Raw genomic sequence first — 17,692 nt, 5'->3', positions numbered from 1 at the left:
GAATTAAATAACATTTTTGCTATGGATAAAAAACTGTTGTCTTCCCTCAAGAATGACCTGAATGGTCAATATTTGTCTGTTCCCTCCGCTAATTACCTAGCTAGTACCCCAGCAGAGGATGACCAAGTTCTTGATATGAATTGGGTACTAGCTGTCATCAAACGTCGCCTTCTGGTGATGGGCATAGTAGCTGCCAGCATAGCTACTTTAAGCGGTAGTTTCGTGCTTAGGGCTGCCAAAAACTCTATTACTGAGTATGAAGGAAAATTTACAGTTTTAGCGGAACCCATTACGGCTGACGATCGGCTGTCAAAGCTCTTGGTGCAAGCTCAAAATAACAGTTTAGGCATCACAGACTTGAACAAAATTAAATCATCAGTGGAAGAAGGTTCTTCGGTGGATTATCAAAGTTTATCGCGGGTTTTAAAAAGCCCAGAAGTATTACTACCTTTAGTTAATAAGTTGCAGAAAAAATATCCAAAATTTGACTATAAAAATCTCAACAGCCGCTTGACCATCCAACGTGTTACTTTCTTGCGAGATGGGAAGCAGGGGGGTACTAAGCTTGTAGATATTAGCTACCGCGATCGAGATCCCAAGCGGATCAAATATGTGCTGGATGAAACTGCCAAATATTACCTAGAATATATGGACAAAGAGCGTTTAAAAGTTAGCAAACAAAGTAGTGATTTTATCGATCGACAAATGCCACCACTCCAGCAGAAAGTAGATAAATTGCAACAAGAATTACAAATATTAAGAGTTCAGTATAACTTTAATCAACCAGAACTACGCAGCCGCAGCCTATCCGATCAGCTAGATAGTGTAACTAATCGTCGCCTAGAAGTGCAAGCACAACTGGCAGAAAGTAGGCTTCAATATGAAAGCTACAAAAAAAGATCGTTAACGGGCGATAATCGGTGGATTGTTGATATTAGCCCCAAATCTTATGAAAATTTAATGAGCAAAGTAAATGAAATAGAGTCGCAATTAGCTTTAACCTCTACTCAATTTTATGAAAATAGCCTTCCCATTCAATCTTTGCGAGAAAAGCAGCAAAGTTTGCGCGCTTTAATGAAAAAAGAAGCTGATACTGTCCTCTTGCAGATGCAATCACAACTCAAACAGTTAGAAGCTCGCGAGCGATTGATAACTAATAGTCAAAATTTACTGCAAGCAAAAATCACTCAAATGCCCCAAGCTCAACGTCGCTATGATGATATACAATTAAAGCTAGAACTAGCTAAAGATACTCTCAAACTATTCATCGAAAAACAAAAAGCTTTACAACTAGATGCTGGTCAAATTGAGGGTTCTTGGCAAATTATATCTAAACCCCAGTTAGTCACAAACGAAAATGGTGAGATCAACCCAGTCACAGAAAAACCAACCCGCCGCCACCTAGCCATCGCGCTCGTTATTAGCACTTTACTAGGCATTGCTATAGGTTTTCTAGTAGAAGTTTTAAATACTGTTTTCCATACTCCAGAAGAAATTAAATCTGCAACTAAAAGCCCTCTTTTGGGAGTAATTCCGATCGCCAAAGCGATGAAAATTAAATCTCGTAGAGGTGAAAGGGTTCCCGCTCAATTCACTAGCGTAAGTTCAAATACTAACAGTGCAAGCTTAAAACGAATAATAGTTTCAAATTACAAAGATTTTCCTGTGGTCGAGGCATTTCACTACTTATACACAAATATTCAATTATTAAATGCTGAACACCCAATAAGTTCTTTAACCATCACTTCGACTATTAAAGGTGAGGGTAAGTCAACTGTAGCACTTTATTTAGCTAAAACTGCTTCTGCTGTTGGTAAACGAGTATTATTAGTGGATGCTAATATGCGTTTGCCTCAACTGCACACATACCTTGGCTTATCAAATATGAAAGGTTTAAGTAATGTTTTAAGTTCTGATTTAAGCTTAAATGAGGCTATTCAGCGATTACCAGACGATGACAATCTTTTTGTCCTCACGGCAGGTACTATTCCCTCCGACCCAATTAAATTACTTTCATCGAGAAAGATGCACTATTTAATGGAACAATTCCTAGCCTTATTTGATTTAGTCATTTACGATACGCCACCTTTAATGGGTTTAGCAGACGGTCATTTACTAGCATCTCAAACTGATGGTACAGTGCTGATAGTAAAAATAGAAAAAACCGATCGCGGTCTGGTCAACAAAGCTTTAGATCAACTAAAGGTAGCGGATTTTAAAGTATTGGGAGTAGTAGCTAATGGGGTTAAATAACGATCGCTCAAATGGAGTTAGATAGGGCTTACTGAATAAGTTAGGAAAAATCGCGATCGCAATTAATGGGCAATTCAAGCTCGGCAAAACATAACTTTTTGTTGACTATAACTTGCCCAGTTATAGCTTTTAATAATCATTGAACCATAAATAGGTGTGATTTTTGGTTTTTGACATAAAAACACACAAAAAACCCGTCTTAACCAGGTAGCAAGGTTCATCACTAAAAAAGTAATAGCAATAGCTGTTTCCGAAGTATTATCAAGCTTTGCCATCACTCGATTCAAGCTAAATCTTCTTTTACCTTGTCCAAATTTGCCCTCAATAGAGTTACGAATTCTTTCATCTTCCCAGGCTTGTTTCTTGGTTTCCTTACTAACAATTGCTGGTGGCCTTCCTAAAGGGGGGCCACTAATTCTAATTCCTCTTTCTTTACACCAGGCTCGATTTTCCCTGGTTCGATAAATGCGATCGGCATGGACTGATTCTGGATAGCATCCTGTGTAAATTTTAAATGCTTCAAATGAGTGCTTTTAAGTCTCCTGATTCGTTAAAGTTATCCCAACTTATCCGGTCTAAAAATACATATCCTTCACTGCAACTCGCTGACAGTTTAGCTCCAAACTCTACGGGTTTTCCTGCTTTTCCTCTAACAATGGGACGGATGTGCGGTTGGCTTAAACTTACCCCAACTGTCCGATATACTCTGTTTTTTATTTTCCAATAACCAGAGTTGTTGGCGATAGACTTCTGTGAGAACTAGCAAGGTTTTATATTGCTTTTTGGTCAAACTTTGTAGGGTGGCACCTGATTCGATTAGCTGTTCAATATTAGCGAGGTTTCTTTTGATATATTGCAGTTGTTTTTTAAGGGCTTGGATTTTTTTGTTTCGTTTAGGTCGTCGTTGTTTTGCTACTGCTAAGTAGTCTTTCCTGGCTATTTTCCGGTAGGTTCTGGGTTTTTTATTGATTTTTACTTTGAGGGATTTATAGAGAATATCGATGATTTTTTCGGTATGAACTCTGGCTCGGTTTAATAGCCCTAAGTCGGTGGGATAGCTAATATCTGCTGGAGCACAGGTCGCATCTATGACTAATTTTCCTTGATTGGTTAATTCATTTTTTGCGTCCGAATCCTTTTTTTTTTCGGGCGGTTTTGGGGTGGTTTCGCGCATTTTTTCCACCATCCGTTCGTTCACTTTCTTGATTAAGTTTGCACTGATTCGCTGCCGAAAGTGGACTAATAATGATGGATCAAATGGGGGTTCATTACTGTATGTTGATTGACCTATAAAGTATTGCAGGTATGGGTTTTCTCGGATCTGTTCTACTGTTTCTATGTCGCTGATTCCCAGCTTTTCTTTGATAATTAATGCCCCTAATGCCATCCTAAATGATGCAAGCGGGTGCTCCCATTTCGGTCGGAAAATTTGCAGCATATTCTGATTCAAATTCTAACCAAGGAATTAGTTGGGTCATTTTTACCCAACGGTTATCTTCTGACAATCTTCCTTCAAAGGGGAGTTCAAAGTCGGATGGGGAGCTTGGGGCAAGCTCAGCTTTTCTATACACGATCGCAGGTGGTGATGCACGGGTTTTGACTGATTATACCTGTTTTTCACGGCGACCCTTACTACTTTTTTGTTCGGAAAACCCATACACTGTTTACTTTTCTCACTGATTCAGCAAGCCCTAGATAGCCAAAGGAAGAAGTAAGACTATTTTGGATTTTTGATTGGCGAGGGGTATTAACTTACTCGATAGGGGTTTGGAGTTAGCCTCTAGTTGGATTTTTTGGAGAAACTGGTATAAGAAGTCGATGTAAAATCGAAACTAAGTAAATCAATTTAATTAAACGTAAAACGATCGCGCTGTTACAACCCCGACTTCTTAAAGAAGTCGGGGTTGTAATTAGATCGAGACTTAAGAAAGAGTCTTTCTAGCACGTTCCGATCGCTCTTGAGCGGTATCCATAACATCCGCCATTTTATCCACCATTTCCCCTGGGTAATTTTCCAGTACGCGAGTAGAAAGTGAAATGCGGCCGCGACTTTCATCGAGGTCAACCACGATCGCTTTCAGGGGTTGACCGGGAGCAAAGAGCTTTCCAAGGTTATCAATATATTTTTGGCTGACTTGCTTGATGTGCAGCAAACCGCTCACTCCTTCCAAGTCTACAAACACGCCAAAAGGCTTGATGCTGCTGACTTTTCCTTCCACCAACTGACCGATTTGCAAGTCCTTGAAAGCATTCGATTGAGTGGCCATCCGCTGGGAAAGTACGAGTTTTTCTCGTTCGCGATCGACCTCCAAAAAATTAACGCTCAAAGATTGACCGATCAGCGATTCTAGGTTATCGCGGTCCACTAAGTGCGATCGGGGAATAAAGCCGCGCATTCCCTGAACATCTACTGTCACGCCGCCCTTATTCGCCCCAGAAACCCGCACCTGAAGAACTTTACCGGTTTCCTGCAATTCAATTAAATCTTCCCAAGCTTGCTGAATTTGTAACTGCCGCAGAGACAAAGTAACTTGGCCATCTGCATCTTGTTCGCGGATAATCAAAAAGTCCCGTTCCTCGTCCAGCGGAACCACTTCCGACAAATCCGTTACTGTTCTCAAAGCAGCCTCTTCGATCGGCAAAAAAGCCGAAGACTTGCCGCCGATATCAACATACGCGCCGTTTGAGTCGTACTCGAACACTTTGCCGCGCACTACTTGTCCCTTCTGGAATTCGTAATTGTGCTGTTCGAGGGCTTTAGCAAAATCATCCATTGAAAAGGATGCTTTTGCGCTTTGAGAACCTGTAGATTTGGAATTCATGTGAGTTTAGTTGTCAGTTGTCAGTAATTTAGTTGGCAGTCGTCAGTAGAAAAAATTTTCCCACTCTCCCCATCTCCCTATCTCCCCATCTCCCACTCTCTAAGCTGGTTGAAGTTGCTGATGAAATAGCTGCTTCACCTGCATCCACGAGTCGGCTGCTGCGGTAGCGTCGTAACTGCCGCGGTGGTCGCAGAAGAAGCCGTGATCGGCATTGTAGCGGAAAATTCGGTGAGAAATATGGTGTTTTTGCAATTCCGCGGCGATTTGGTCAACTTGTTTTAAGGGAATGCTGGGGTCTCGATTGCCGAAAAAGGCGTAGAGAGTGCCTTTAATGTCTGCTGTGCGGGCGATCGTGGGGGTGCCGCCGCCGGGGGTTTGGGTGGCGATACCGGCGCCGTAGAACGACGCTGTAGCCTTGATTTCGGGCAAAGTAGCGGCGAGGTAGGCGACGTGTCCTCCAAAGCAGAAACCGATGCAGCCAAAACCTTGTTGTTTGACAGAGGGTAGAGTTTTGAGGTAATCGATGGTGGCTTGGATATCGCCCAGAAGTTCGGAAGCGGTGGTTTTTTCTTTGTATTCTCTGCCGATTTTGATAGCTTCGGGTGTGTAGCCGGTTTCAAAGCCGGGGGCTTGACGCTGGTAAATGGCTGGGGCGATCGCCACATATCCTTCTTTTGCTATTCTTTCAGTAACTTCGCGGATGTGCGAGTTGACGCCAAAGATTTCTTGAATCACGATTACTGCGGGAAATTGCCCTGGGGAGGCTGGTTGGGCTAGGTATGCAGCTATTTGCAAATCCCCGTTAGGAACTGTGATGTTTTTGGTGCTAATTTCGGTTTTTGTCATAGGTAGTTTTAAGGTAAATGCCACTCTACTTATTTTAAGTTAATTTGGGTGAGTTGTAGGCAATTAGCCAATAATATTTTTCGGAACTGCAAAGCGCAAATGCTGCAAATATGGCAGGTAAAAATTCGCTAATTATTGAATATTTAGGTTTTGTTGAATAAGTTGCGGGAAATCGCTCGCAGCAATTCATTTTGGCTTCCATCGCGGTAGAATATAAATTCCGATCGGTGATTTGCTAAAGCATAGATTTTGATAATTCTACGATTGGGAACGTTTTATCTGGCTTTTTCGTGAGAGTTTATCGATAAGTGTCTAAATCGATTAGCTGTTAAATATGAACAAAAAAAAATGATATATCGGAGTTGTTTTTAAATCGCTTTGCTTTTTGGTTGGCGGAATTGTTGTGGTTGTTTGGCTAATTTTAAGTAGCCTTTTAGGGCTATATTGCGGTAGGTTATTGGTTATTGGTTTTTCCTTGAGCTTCCCTTTATGGGCAGTGGATGTAGTAGAGTGTGTTTGAGTGTGGTGAGTTGAGTGAGACTGACTATGGTAAGTTACGATCGCCACGCCGAACAAAGTTATCAAACCCGTTGAGGAGCTCGATGCAGGCTCGGACTCAAGTCTAAGTTACGATCGCCCCGCCGAACAAAGTTATCAAACCGGTTGAGGAGATTGATGCAGGCTAGGACTCAAGTCTAAGTTACGATCGCCCTTGAAGAAAGTCATCTAACCCAAGGAAGACAGTATTTGGTTTTTTCCGCTGTACGCTTGCTGTCAGGGTAAGATCGAACGCATTGGTGGGGTAGTGCCAGTCGATCGCACAATATTTTTTGCTTAGTTTCCGTGAATCGGTAGGTGTTAAAATCGGGGTATCAAATTTTTAGGCTCAAACTCATGTCCGGCAAGAGTTTGATGCCCCCAACCTGAAAAAACGATTCACGGAAAGTCTGAAAGCTTTACAGGATAACGTTTTGGAGTGAGGAAGAAGAATTTGCTATTGACAAGACCCAGGCTGGAATGGTACTTTTGTTTTAGATTCACAGAACTGAACCTTGAAAACCAAATACAGCAAGGCTTCTGGAACGGGCGGCCGGAAAAAACCTAAAACCCTATCAGGGATTGAAACAACCGACGCTTAGGATTTAACCCAAACACACACCACAGCCGGAAAAAACCTAAAACCCTATCAGGGATTGAAACCACTTCAGGCGGCGAACCTCGGCAGTGGTTTGCTCAGCCGGAAAAAACCTAAAACCCTATCAGGGATTGAAACTCTCTTCAATTTCGTGGAAACTATGACCTTCATGCCGGAAAAAACCTAAAACCCTATCAGGGATTGAAACATGATATAGAAGACAACAAAAAACAGCAAGCGCTAAAAACGCCGGAAAAAACCTAAAACCCTATCAGGGATTGAAACTCGATCGAGTGCGATCGAAACTCTCTAGTTTTATGCCGGAAAAAACCTAAAACCCTATCAGGGATTGAAACACGCTAGATACTTTGAGGTACAGTTTTTGCGCTTGCCGGAAAAAACCTAAAACCCTATCAGGGATTGAAACCCTGTTGTAAACACTGTAAACAGTTCCATTGCTCCTGCCGGAAAAAACCTAAAACCCTATCAGGGATTGAAACATTCGATCGAGATTCCGAAATACGGATGCCTGACTTAGCCGGAAAAAACCTAAAACCCTATCAGGGATTGAAACACAGCAGTAGCCAGTGAAGGAGTGGCTGCTTTGACGCCGGAAAAAACCTAAAACCCTATCAGGGATTGAAACGCAATGCTGTTATTTTATCGACATCGCCTACGATGTGCGCCGGAAAAAACCTAAAACCCTATCAGGGATTGAAACGCCCAATATATTCACCTTGTGCTGAGTCAAATCCGCCGGAAAAAACCTAAAACCCTATCAGGGATTGAAACTACTCGCCACCCCCAAGCAATTGTTGCGGCTATAAAATGCCGGAAAAAACCTAAAACCCTATCAGGGATTGAAACTTAAACATTATTTGCTTGTTTTAAAATGATTGATAGAGCCGGAAAAAACCTAAAACCCTATCAGGGATTGAAACATTAGTGCCTTTGATGCTCAGACTTTTCTCACTTGCCGGAAAAAACCTAAAACCCTATCAGGGATTGAAACCTCGCCCGGAGATATCTATGAGCACGCAACTTTTGAGCCGGAAAAAACCTAAAACCCTATCAGGGATTGAAACTTTTTGGTGTGTGTAATTTAAACACAGGAGAAAAGCCGGAAAAAACCTAAAACCCTATCAGGGATTGAAACATTGAGTTTTCGATGGATTGGGCTATGCAAGCTGCCGCCGGAAAAAACCTAAAACCCTATCAGGGATTGAAACTTTATTGAAACAAATATTAAATTAACTGAACAGCAAAGCCGGAAAAAACCTAAAACCCTATCAGGGATTGAAACCGACGGCTGTGCCAGACATCCACACGGTTTCTCTGCGCCGGAAAAAACCTAAAACCCTATCAGGGATTGAAACCATATTCTAACCTTAGATGAGTTAACCCAAAAATACAAAGCCGGAAAAAACCTAAAACCCTATCAGGGATTGAAACCTAGATATGAAAAATGCCCCATCTAGAATTTTTTCAAGCCGGAAAAAACCTAAAACCCTATCAGGGATTGAAACTTGATGAGGACAGAGGTAATTTAAAAGTTTTCAATGCCGGAAAAAACCTAAAACCCTATCAGGGATTGAAACGGATTAGGGAGCCACTGAAACTAATCGGGCCCCGCCGGAAAAAACCTAAAACCCTATCAGGGATTGAAACTCTTCTATTCCTATCAATTAAGGTTACATTTGACTAAGCCGGAAAAAACCTAAAACCCTATCAGGGATTGAAACTTGATTGCGGCTACGTCGGTCGGTGCGATCGGCTCGGTCGGTGCGCCGGAAAAAACCTAAAACCCTATCAGGGATTGAAACTAGAGTAATCCGGGCTGGGGCTTATCGTACCCAAGCCGGAAAAAACCTAAAACCCTATCAGGGATTGAAACCGATCGGGCGGACTTTGTGGTGCGGATACCGCACAGCCGGAAAAAACCTAAAACCCTATCAGGGATTGAAACAATCGGTAAGAATTGCCCGGTCACCTTCCCCAGTACGCGCCGGAAAAAACCTAAAACCCTATCAGGGATTGAAACGCACAAAAGGCTGCACTCCAGCGGGAGCCATCTCCCGCCCCGCCGGAAAAAACCTAAAACCCTATCAGGGATTGAAACATACCCAGTAGCTGCCGCGCTTAAGAATGCGCCTGGCCGAAGCCGGAAAAAACCTAAAACCCTATCAGGGATTGAAACAAACCAGGGTTTCGCTCCAACCAATCTTCCAAGCTTTCGAGAGCCGGAAAAAACCTAAAACCCTATCAGGGATTGAAACAGTCCTGCCACTGTCAAGAAATTTGAGGTAAATAGCCGGAAAAAACCTAAAACCCTATCAGGGATTGAAACGTCCTCTTAACTGCCCGTAAAATTTAGGGCATCCCGCCGGAAAAAACCTAAAACCCTATCAGGGATTGAAACCCAGTTTTTGAGCCGACAGATCCAGTATTTTGCCTTGCGCCGGAAAAAACCTAAAACCCTATCAGGGATTGAAACATTAACTTCGGAGCCAGAAAATCTGGCCCAACAGCCGGAAAAAACCTAAAACCCTATCAGGGATTGAAACGGGCAAAAGTGCAAGAAGTGCGATCGCTCCTAGCGCCGGAAAAAACCTAAAACCCTATCAGGGATTGAAACTCGATTTTCAATGTGATGCTGTTTCGGGATTATTTGCCGGAAAAAACCTAAAACCCTATCAGGGATTGAAACCGAAGGAGCAAGAGGTGAGCGACCGACAGACAAGCTCCAGGAAAGCCGGAAAAAACCTAAAACCCTATCAGGGATTGAAACGGGTTCACTTCTTGACTAAATCTCACTCATTCGCGCCGGAAAAAACCTAAAACCCTATCAGGGATTGAAACCGGAATTACCGAACAAAAGCCGTTAAATTAGGTGCCGGAAAAAACCTAAAACCCTATCAGGGATTGAAACGCGATCGAGCAGCGCTTTTCAAAATCCGTAAAGTATCGCCGGAAAAAACCTAAAACCCTATCAGGGATTGAAACACTTTTATAATTATTACGCGCAGCCAAGATAAGTGCGCCGGAAAAAACCTAAAACCCTATCAGGGATTGAAACTAGATTTTTTAAACCCTTTAGTCACCTCGTTTTTGCCGGAAAAAACCTAAAACCCTATCAGGGATTGAAACCAAAGAATTTGCTCCTTGCTTGTCACCTGGTTTAGATACGCCGGAAAAAACCTAAAACCCTATCAGGGATTGAAACAATCCAACGGGGGGCGCGCATCCTACACGCGCATCAGCCGGAAAAAACCTAAAACCCTATCAGGGATTGAAACACCGCCCGTGTCGCCTTTCGAGGCTTCTTTAGCGAAAAGCCGGAAAAAACCTAAAACCCTATCAGGGATTGAAACGCGGCAGTTCTTAATCCAACTTTTGGACAATTAGGCCGGAAAAAACCTAAAACCCTATCAGGGATTGAAACGCATCGGTGGTCGGTTCGTTAGCAAGAAAATTAGCCGGAAAAAACCTAAAACCCTATCAGGGATTGAAACCGGGCTCTGGTTCGTGGGCCTCGGCTGCCTTCGCTGTGCCGGAAAAAACCTAAAACCCTATCAGGGATTGAAACGAACCTTTGGCTGTTGTTGAATGGGTTGATAAGCAACGCCGGAAAAAACCTAAAACCCTATCAGGGATTGAAACAGAACAAATCGCGTGAACTGCACTGTGAACCTGAGCCGGAAAAAACCTAAAACCCTATCAGGGATTGAAACGAAGCTCTCAAGGCATTGGTGCAAGCAGAGGAAGAGCCGGAAAAAACCTAAAACCCTATCAGGGATTGAAACCGGGCCGCGATGCGACGCTACGGACAATCGCAATCTCGCCGGAAAAAACCTAAAACCCTATCAGGGATTGAAACGTTGCAAAGTCTCGCGCCCAGGAAGCGCGAATCAATCAGCCGGAAAAAACCTAAAACCCTATCAGGGATTGAAACAGGGCGATCGCTTCCTCCCATTCTTATGAAAAAGCCGGAAAAAACCTAAAACCCTATCAGGGATTGAAACTAACCCTTTCTGCCTAGGGGGGAAGCGGTGCATATATTCGCCGGAAAAAACCTAAAACCCTATCAGGGATTGAAACTAAGGATTTAAAGTCCGCTGCAAGTTATCTTTTGAGGCCGGAAAAAACCTAAAACCCTATCAGGGATTGAAACAAACACTACCAGCCATCGCCCTTTAGCCTTCTGTATGCCGGAAAAAACCTAAAACCCTATCAGGGATTGAAACTTTTGAGATGCTTGCGCCAGTAGTAAGAGTAAGTGCCGCCGGAAAAAACCTAAAACCCTATCAGGGATTGAAACCCCCATCGGGGCGGGGAAGTCCCAAGGAACGATTGCCGGAAAAAACCTAAAACCCTATCAGGGATTGAAACAATTCGTACCAGGCGAAGGCGCTTGACGCTGAAGCCGGAAAAAACCTAAAACCCTATCAGGGATTGAAACTCATTTAAATCGCGTGCAGTCACCTATCATTAAGCCGGAAAAAACCTAAAACCCTATCAGGGATTGAAACAAGAATCATCAGAAACATCAAATTGCGATCGACAATCATGCCGGAAAAAACCTAAAACCCTATCAGGGATTGAAACAAACGGAGCAATCCTCCCATCTGGGAAAGCGCATCAGAATGCCGGAAAAAACCTAAAACCCTATCAGGGATTGAAACGAATCGACCGACGAACCGCCAGACCCCGACGACTGCCGGAAAAAACCTAAAACCCTATCAGGGATTGAAACTAGGCGCCCAGATATCTGCTAAAAGGATTAATAGCCGGAAAAAACCTAAAACCCTATCAGGGATTGAAACGGCACGGGAAAAACTGCGCCAGACTAACCAGCTTGAGCCGGAAAAAACCTAAAACCCTATCAGGGATTGAAACAAGGAACCTTAGACATCTTTGGCAAGAGCACTCAGCCGGAAAAAACCTAAAACCCTATCAGGGATTGAAACTCAATACTTCCAACACTCTGATCGATTCCTGACAGCCGGAAAAAACCTAAAACCCTATCAGGGATTGAAACTGACAGTAGGTTTCAAAGCTGCGATATCCCAGTGCGCCGGAAAAAACCTATTTCCCCATCTAGGGCTTGAAACGTCCAACCTACAAAATGATTGGCTCAAAAATAGACCTCTCCTCTCTCTTTTTATCTCCTCCCATAACCTCAAGCAATCGATCGACTACACGCCTCCAAGTAAAATTTTCAGCCACAAAAGCCGGGCCCGCAACCCTCGCTTTCGCAGCGATTCCAGGCTGTTCGATCGCCCTTTGCATCAAATCAGCCAAATGTTCCCACTCAGGAGCTAAGATAAATAAGGTTTCCCCGTCACTCGCCACAGCCGTAAATTTACTCTCAATCCGCATTGCAAAGTCCGATCGCGTAAAATCATCCGTAGGGCCACCTGCAGTGCAAATAACCGGCAAACCGCAAGCTGCTGCTTCCAACACCGGCAGATTAAAACCTTCTGCCAAATAGGGAGAAACATAAACATCTGCTGCTTGGTAAAACTCTGCTATTTGAGCAAAAGATAGCTGGCTACCAGTATAAATTAATCTCGGTAAAACCCTCGCTCTTTCCGCACCGTTGAGCACAACTCGGCAGGCTTCAGCAATCTCGTCTCTCGACGGATAAAGCAGTTCCGAACCTTTTAAAACTAATCTCGCATCTGGATATTTGTCAACTACCGCAGCGAAGGCTTTTAATAAAGGGCGAATACCTTTGCGATCGGTTTGTCCTCCGATGTTTAAAAATATAAAATAGTTTGACCAGCCCAAGCTTTGGCGCAGCGATTGACGCCGATCGCCCGCAGCAGGATAATAAATCTGAGGATCGACTCCCAAAGGTACGACGGCAATGCGATCGGCCTCAACTCCGCTGCGAATTAAGCCGGCTTTTGACCAAGCTGAAGGTGTAATAATTTTCGTTTCTGAATTAACCGGGGTTTGGGCGATCGACTTAACACCCATCGCCTGTAATACTGAACTCGTAACAATCCCCCATTCTGTGGCTGCAAATACCCAAGTTTGAGCGCTGCTGGATGCCGAGAAGTCCCACGGGCAGTACATTCGCAGGGTAACATCCGCTGACTGATTTACCGCAGGGCTCTTAATGCTGCGAAGTAATGTTTCATTTGGGCGATCGAACAAACTAATTTTCGTCTCCCAAGCTGCGTCAATGTAGGGCATATCGCGGTGGAAAAGCTCAATTTTTCCTCGCGGGCTATCGAGCATTTCCAGCAGTTGAAATTGATTGGCTACGCAATAGGAATGATAAATAAAACGCCAGCCTTCAACAATAATCTGCAATTCAAAACTCCCGCTTTTGGAATTAAAAATTTAACTAATAATGAGAAATTGGTAATTAGCAAATAGCAAGCATAAATTATCAATTACCGAAGAATAATTCAGAATTCAGGAGCCAGAATCCAGAATTGATTCTGTGCGACTGATGGAGAATCGAGGTTTAAAGCCCGCGATTTTAATCGTGGATCGCAAAAAATTCTTTCCGTGACCGTTACCCCTGACTTGGGGCATGGTGTATTCTGAATTCTGTCTTCTATCTTCTGACTTCTGACTTCTGATATCATGTCCGATCGAGTGACCGCAATTAAAAGGGCGGGTTTTTGAGATTGGAGATTGTTGGCAGATATTTTTCGTGAACCCGCCCCTACCGTATTAGGGGTAATTGACCGGACATAATATGACTCCTTCTGCTCAATTACTAATTACCAATTCCTTACTTAATCACTTGCCAATCCATAATCCGCCACTGTCCGTCTTGGCGGATCAAGTCGTAGCGAACCCGCAGGTTTTCATTGCGCGAAGAAACGAGTTGAGAACGATCGAACACTTCGGCTTTTTCCGAGACTTGCGCTTCTACTTGGGCGCGATCGGGATTAGTCGGATTCGTCTTAACTCCACTAACTTCCAGCTTGTGTACGTAACGCTGGTGCGCGTTGTTTCGCTGTTGAGCTTCTGCCATCAATTGCCAGCGAGACAAAGCCGGTTCTGTCAGAACTTGCTTTAATTCTTCGACAGCGTGATTGGGGCCCAAAGCCGCTGCTTTAGCCGACAGCCAGCTTTGAACTAAGTCTCTTGCTGATTGCTCAGTGATTTCTCCCGACACTGGGCCTGCTGCGCTCGGCTCTGGGGCCGCGGCCAAGGCAGGAATTTCTAGGGGCGGTTCTTCCAGGCGGAGGAGGGCTTGCTCTCCTTGGAGGGATGGGCCCGATAGGGCTTGCATCGCGCTAGCCAACAGACTGAGTATTAACCACAGGAGTAACAGGCTCAGGACACCTGCTACTAGAAACAAAGCCAGCCTGTTTGGAGGCATGGACTTGACTTGGGCGGTAATTTCTGCTGCCTTGGTGCGCGCCCGATCGACCAAATTGCCCTTTACCCCATGACCGATTGCTCCGCTGCGCCCTGAATGTTGGCGCCTGCGTTGTTTGGCAGTCGAGTCTGCGGGGTGTGGCACTGTAGCTATCGGGATAGAGACGGGGGCAACAGCGCTCGGCGCGGCCGCCGTTGCCTGGGGTTTGGCGCCCGAGGCTGCGGTGGAAGCGTCGCCCGGTACGGGGGTCAAGGTGACGGTACTGGCTCCCTGCTTGGCTGTGGGTGGCTGTGGGGGTATGGCAGCGGGCGATCTGCCTGCTGTCGGTTGCAGTCGCCCCGAGAGCTTGCCGGAGCGGGGCTGCACGACGACCCATTCGTTGGCGGTTTCTGCGTCCTGTGGCAAAGCTTCTAGGTAAGCTTGTACTTTCGGGTCGGCAAAGTAGTCTTTTAAGGACACTGACTCGTTGGCCAAGTCGCGGAAGTGGGGAAACACTTCTTCTTGTAGCCAGTGTTCGGCGTACAAGCACAGTCCGGGCAACAAGTCGGGTGAATCTTGGGAATGTTCGCGAATGAAGGCCAGGGGTTCTTTTTCCGAACTGAGTTCGAGGGCTCTGCTGGCTTCTTCTGTCTGGCCCAGCAGCAGGGAACAGACGGCTTTTTCCAGGTGAACGTCTTGGCGGCGACCGAGCTGCATCAGCATCAGCTTTGCCCGACGGATCATCGATGGCTGTCTGGCGGCAAATCCTTGGGCTAACAGGGTGTAGACCGAGAGGTAAGTGGCGACTGCGGAGGGGCGGCCGGCTTCGGCTTCAAATAGCGCCTGCTGCTCGCTGCTGGTTAGGTGTTTACGCATTTGCTGCACGAACCGGAGGAAGTCTTCTATTCCTAAACCCGATCGATCGTCTCCCGAACCGTCGATACCGCCTCGTTCTTGAAGCATTTCTCGCAGGATTTGCAGTCCCCGGCGACGCTCGGCGACTTTTTCTTCGGGGAGTGATAAAAGCTCTAAAATGTTGTACGGACGGAGTTTGTATATGTCGGCTTGCATTTCACCCCTCACGCTTGCAAATAGGCCCTCAAGCAGCAGCAATTCTTGACCTGCTTCTAACGATCGTGCGGCATTTTCGTACTGACCTTGCTGCCACTGTTCGCGGCCGAGTTCTAGACAGGCAAGGCTGACGGTTAAAACTATATCTGGCCTCACGAGCTCTTTGTCGCCGAAACGACCTTCTGCGATCGCGATGCTGCCATTGTTAAGATACGGGCGACCCAGCTTCTGTACGAGTTCGTATTCCCCCAGTTCTTGCAGTATGAGCAGGGCTCCTACGAATTGGTTGTCATCGATTTCAATACTTGGAGTGTGGGGGTCGGGAGCAGCCTCTAAAGCCTTGGACTCCGGAGCGGTTTCTCCTGCGTCTTGCAGAAATGTGGCCGTACCTGCTGAGGTTTTTAACCTCTGGTGCTTGGCTTCCTGTGCGGCTTCCGACTCTCGATCGTAAGTTTTGGCTAAAAAACTGGCATCGTAAGCTTTGCGCCCGTCTGAGTCTGACAGAACGGCGCAGGCTTCATCGAGCAGTTGTTTGCGGGCGACGATCGCAACTTCGGAATACTCCCTGCGCGGAAGCTGTAAAGTTCGATCGCGGTGAGCCTGCTGCAACTGCTCGGCAGTAGCTTGAATCGGTAGACCCAAAATCCGGTAGTAATCTAGTGGAATTAACACTCGTCCACTTCCCCAAAGCGCTAGCAACTGAATTAGCCTATCTTAAGTGAGATACTCCCGCAAACCAAATCAAAAATTCTGGTGTTGGCTTCCAACCGCCCAATTCACGGTATCTTGGACTTGCCGTAGATCTCCTCTGATTTTTTTCCTCTACAGCTTTTTACAGTGAGGAAAATGTCTTGCCCTACTGACCGTCAGATCGATGAGTTGTTTCACTCTTGAGCATTTTCGGGTTTGAGAGTAATGGAATTATATCATTCGTTGGCATGGGGTTTAGATGGGAGTTGGTTCTCCGAGTCCCGGCAATCCGCCCCGAGGGCCAAACTCATTTTAACAATTGGTGAACTGCTGCGGAGCAAAGGTGCGATCGTTTTCTGCTGCGGTTGTGTCCCATCTCGGTTTAAATTTAGATGTCTAGGAAGCCGATCGTCGGGTATTAATTATTTATGGTTCAGGAACGGACTTTACCAGTTTTTGACGCGCAAAGCGTAAACATTTCTCGGGATGAGGGCTTGATGCTCTACGAGGATATGGTCTTGGGGCGCTATTTTGAGGACAAGTGTGCTGAGATGTACTACCGGGGCAAAATGTTTGGTTTTGTCCACTTGTACAACGGTCAGGAAGCTGTGTCTACTGGCGTGATTCGATCGATGCGCCGGGATGACACCGATTACGTCAGCAGCACCTACCGCGATCACGTTCACGCTTTGAGCGCGGGCGTCCCGGCGCGGGAGGTAATGGCGGAGTTGTTCGGGAAGGAAACTGGTTGCTCTAAGGGCCGCGGCGGTTCGATGCACATGTTTTCGGCCGAACACCGACTGTTGGGAGGTTATGCTTTTGTGGCTGAGGGGATTCCTGTAGCTACGGGGGCGGCTTTTCAATCGAAGTACCGCCGCGAAGCTTTGGGGGATGAGAGTTCCGATGGGGTGACTGCTTGTTTTTTTGGCGATGGTGCTGCAAATAACGGGCAGTTTTTTGAATGTTTGAATATGGCGGCTTTGTGGAAGTTGCCGATTATTTATGTTGTGGAAAACAACAAATGGGCGATCGGGATGGCCCACGAACGAGCTACTTCTGACCCGCTGATTTACAAGAAGGCTCATGCTTTTGGCATGGCTGGCGTCGAGGTTGACGGGATGGATGTTTTGGCGGTGCGGGAAGTCGCGAAAGAAGCTGTAGCGCGGGCGCGAGCCGGCGAAGGACCGACTTTGATCGAGGCTTTGACTTATCGCTTTCGCGGCCATTCTTTGGCCGATCCTGATGAGTTGCGTTCTAAGGAAGAGAAGGAATATTGGTTCCCCCGCGATCCGATTAAGAAGTTGGCTGCTGAGTTGATCGATCGAACTTTGGCGACTGCTGAAGAATTGAAAGAGATCGATAATAAAATTCAAGCAGTAATTGATGATGCAGTCGATTTTGCTGAGAAAAGCGCCGAGCCAGATCCTAGCGAATTGTATCGGTTTATCTATGCAGAAGATGAGTAAGCTGTTGTGCATTTAACTTGTATGTTTAGGGCGGGCAGGATGCCCACCCCACAAGAGTGATAGAACCCCGTAGGGACAGGGC

6 protein-coding genes, 2 pseudogenes and 1 CRISPR repeat array are annotated in these 17,692 nt (G+C 45.6%); of the genes and pseudogenes, 3 read left to right on the top strand and 5 right to left on the bottom strand.

The features are described 5' to 3' along the window. Positions 1–21: 21 nt before the first annotated feature. A complete protein-coding gene (locus tag OSC7112_RS25595; protein ID WP_015178613.1) occupies positions 22–2,253 on the top strand; it encodes a GumC family protein in 2,232 nt (743 codons plus the stop codon). Positions 2,254–2,327: 74 nt separating this feature from the next. Here the strand turns inward: OSC7112_RS25595 and OSC7112_RS25590 are convergent. From OSC7112_RS25590 to OSC7112_RS25580, 3 genes and pseudogenes are all read right to left on the bottom strand, one after another. Next, positions 2,328–3,824 (bottom strand): annotated as a pseudogene (locus tag OSC7112_RS25590) (IS5 family transposase). Between the two features lie 351 nt (positions 3,825–4,175). Beyond that, the gene (locus OSC7112_RS25585) at positions 4,176–5,075 is read right to left on the bottom strand and encodes a S1 RNA-binding domain-containing protein (RefSeq protein ID WP_015178612.1); all 900 of its coding nucleotides are present in this window, start codon (positions 5,073–5,075) and stop codon (positions 4,176–4,178) included. Between the two features lie 99 nt (positions 5,076–5,174). Next, a complete protein-coding gene (locus OSC7112_RS25580; RefSeq protein WP_015178611.1) occupies positions 5,175–5,921 on the bottom strand; it encodes a dienelactone hydrolase family protein in 747 nt (248 codons plus the stop codon). Between the two features lie 694 nt (positions 5,922–6,615). Here OSC7112_RS25580 and OSC7112_RS42655 point away from each other — a divergent pair. Next, positions 6,616–6,759, top strand: a pseudogene (locus tag OSC7112_RS42655) (CRISPR-associated endonuclease Cas2); the annotation flags it as partial. Positions 6,760–7,010: 251 nt separating this feature from the next. Next, positions 7,011–12,094: direct repeats of the CRISPR family, unit length 37 nt; unit sequence GCCGGAAAAAACCTAAAACCCTATCAGGGATTGAAAC. A gap of 80 nt (positions 12,095–12,174) precedes the next feature. On the opposite strand, the gene OSC7112_RS25575 reads toward OSC7112_RS42655, so the two are convergent. Then, complete coding sequence (locus OSC7112_RS25575; RefSeq protein ID WP_015178610.1) at positions 12,175–13,377, bottom strand: glycosyltransferase family 4 protein; 1,203 nt, start codon at positions 13,375–13,377, stop codon at positions 12,175–12,177. Between the two features lie 430 nt (positions 13,378–13,807). Then, a complete protein-coding gene (locus OSC7112_RS25570; RefSeq protein WP_015178609.1) occupies positions 13,808–16,126 on the bottom strand; it encodes an IMS domain-containing protein in 2,319 nt (772 codons plus the stop codon). Positions 16,127–16,572: 446 nt separating this feature from the next. On the opposite strand from OSC7112_RS25570, the gene pdhA reads away from it, so the two are divergent. Next, a complete protein-coding gene (pdhA, locus tag OSC7112_RS25565) occupies positions 16,573–17,610 on the top strand; it encodes a pyruvate dehydrogenase (acetyl-transferring) E1 component subunit alpha (RefSeq protein WP_015178608.1) in 1,038 nt (345 codons plus the stop codon). The last annotated feature ends 82 nt before the right edge of the window (positions 17,611–17,692 follow it).

It is taken from the genome of Oscillatoria nigro-viridis PCC 7112 (genome assembly GCF_000317475.1).
In the GTDB taxonomy this organism is placed as follows: domain Bacteria; phylum Cyanobacteriota; class Cyanobacteriia; order Cyanobacteriales; family Microcoleaceae; genus Microcoleus; species Microcoleus nigroviridis.
This window is presented reverse-complemented; position numbering and strand designations above follow the sequence as displayed.

What these genes read in the sequence shown, in the direction of transcription:
- OSC7112_RS25595 (WP_015178613.1), top strand. Translation starts at nt 22, where the DNA reads ATGGATAAAAAACTGTTGTCTTCCCTCAAGAATGACCTGAATGGTCAA.
- OSC7112_RS25585 (WP_015178612.1), bottom strand. Translation starts at nt 5,075, where the DNA reads ATGAATTCCAAATCTACAGGTTCTCAAAGCGCAAAAGCATCCTTTTCA.
- OSC7112_RS25580 (WP_015178611.1), bottom strand. Translation starts at nt 5,921, where the DNA reads ATGACAAAAACCGAAATTAGCACCAAAAACATCACAGTTCCTAACGGG.
- pdhA (WP_015178608.1), top strand. Translation starts at nt 16,573, where the DNA reads ATGGTTCAGGAACGGACTTTACCAGTTTTTGACGCGCAAAGCGTAAAC.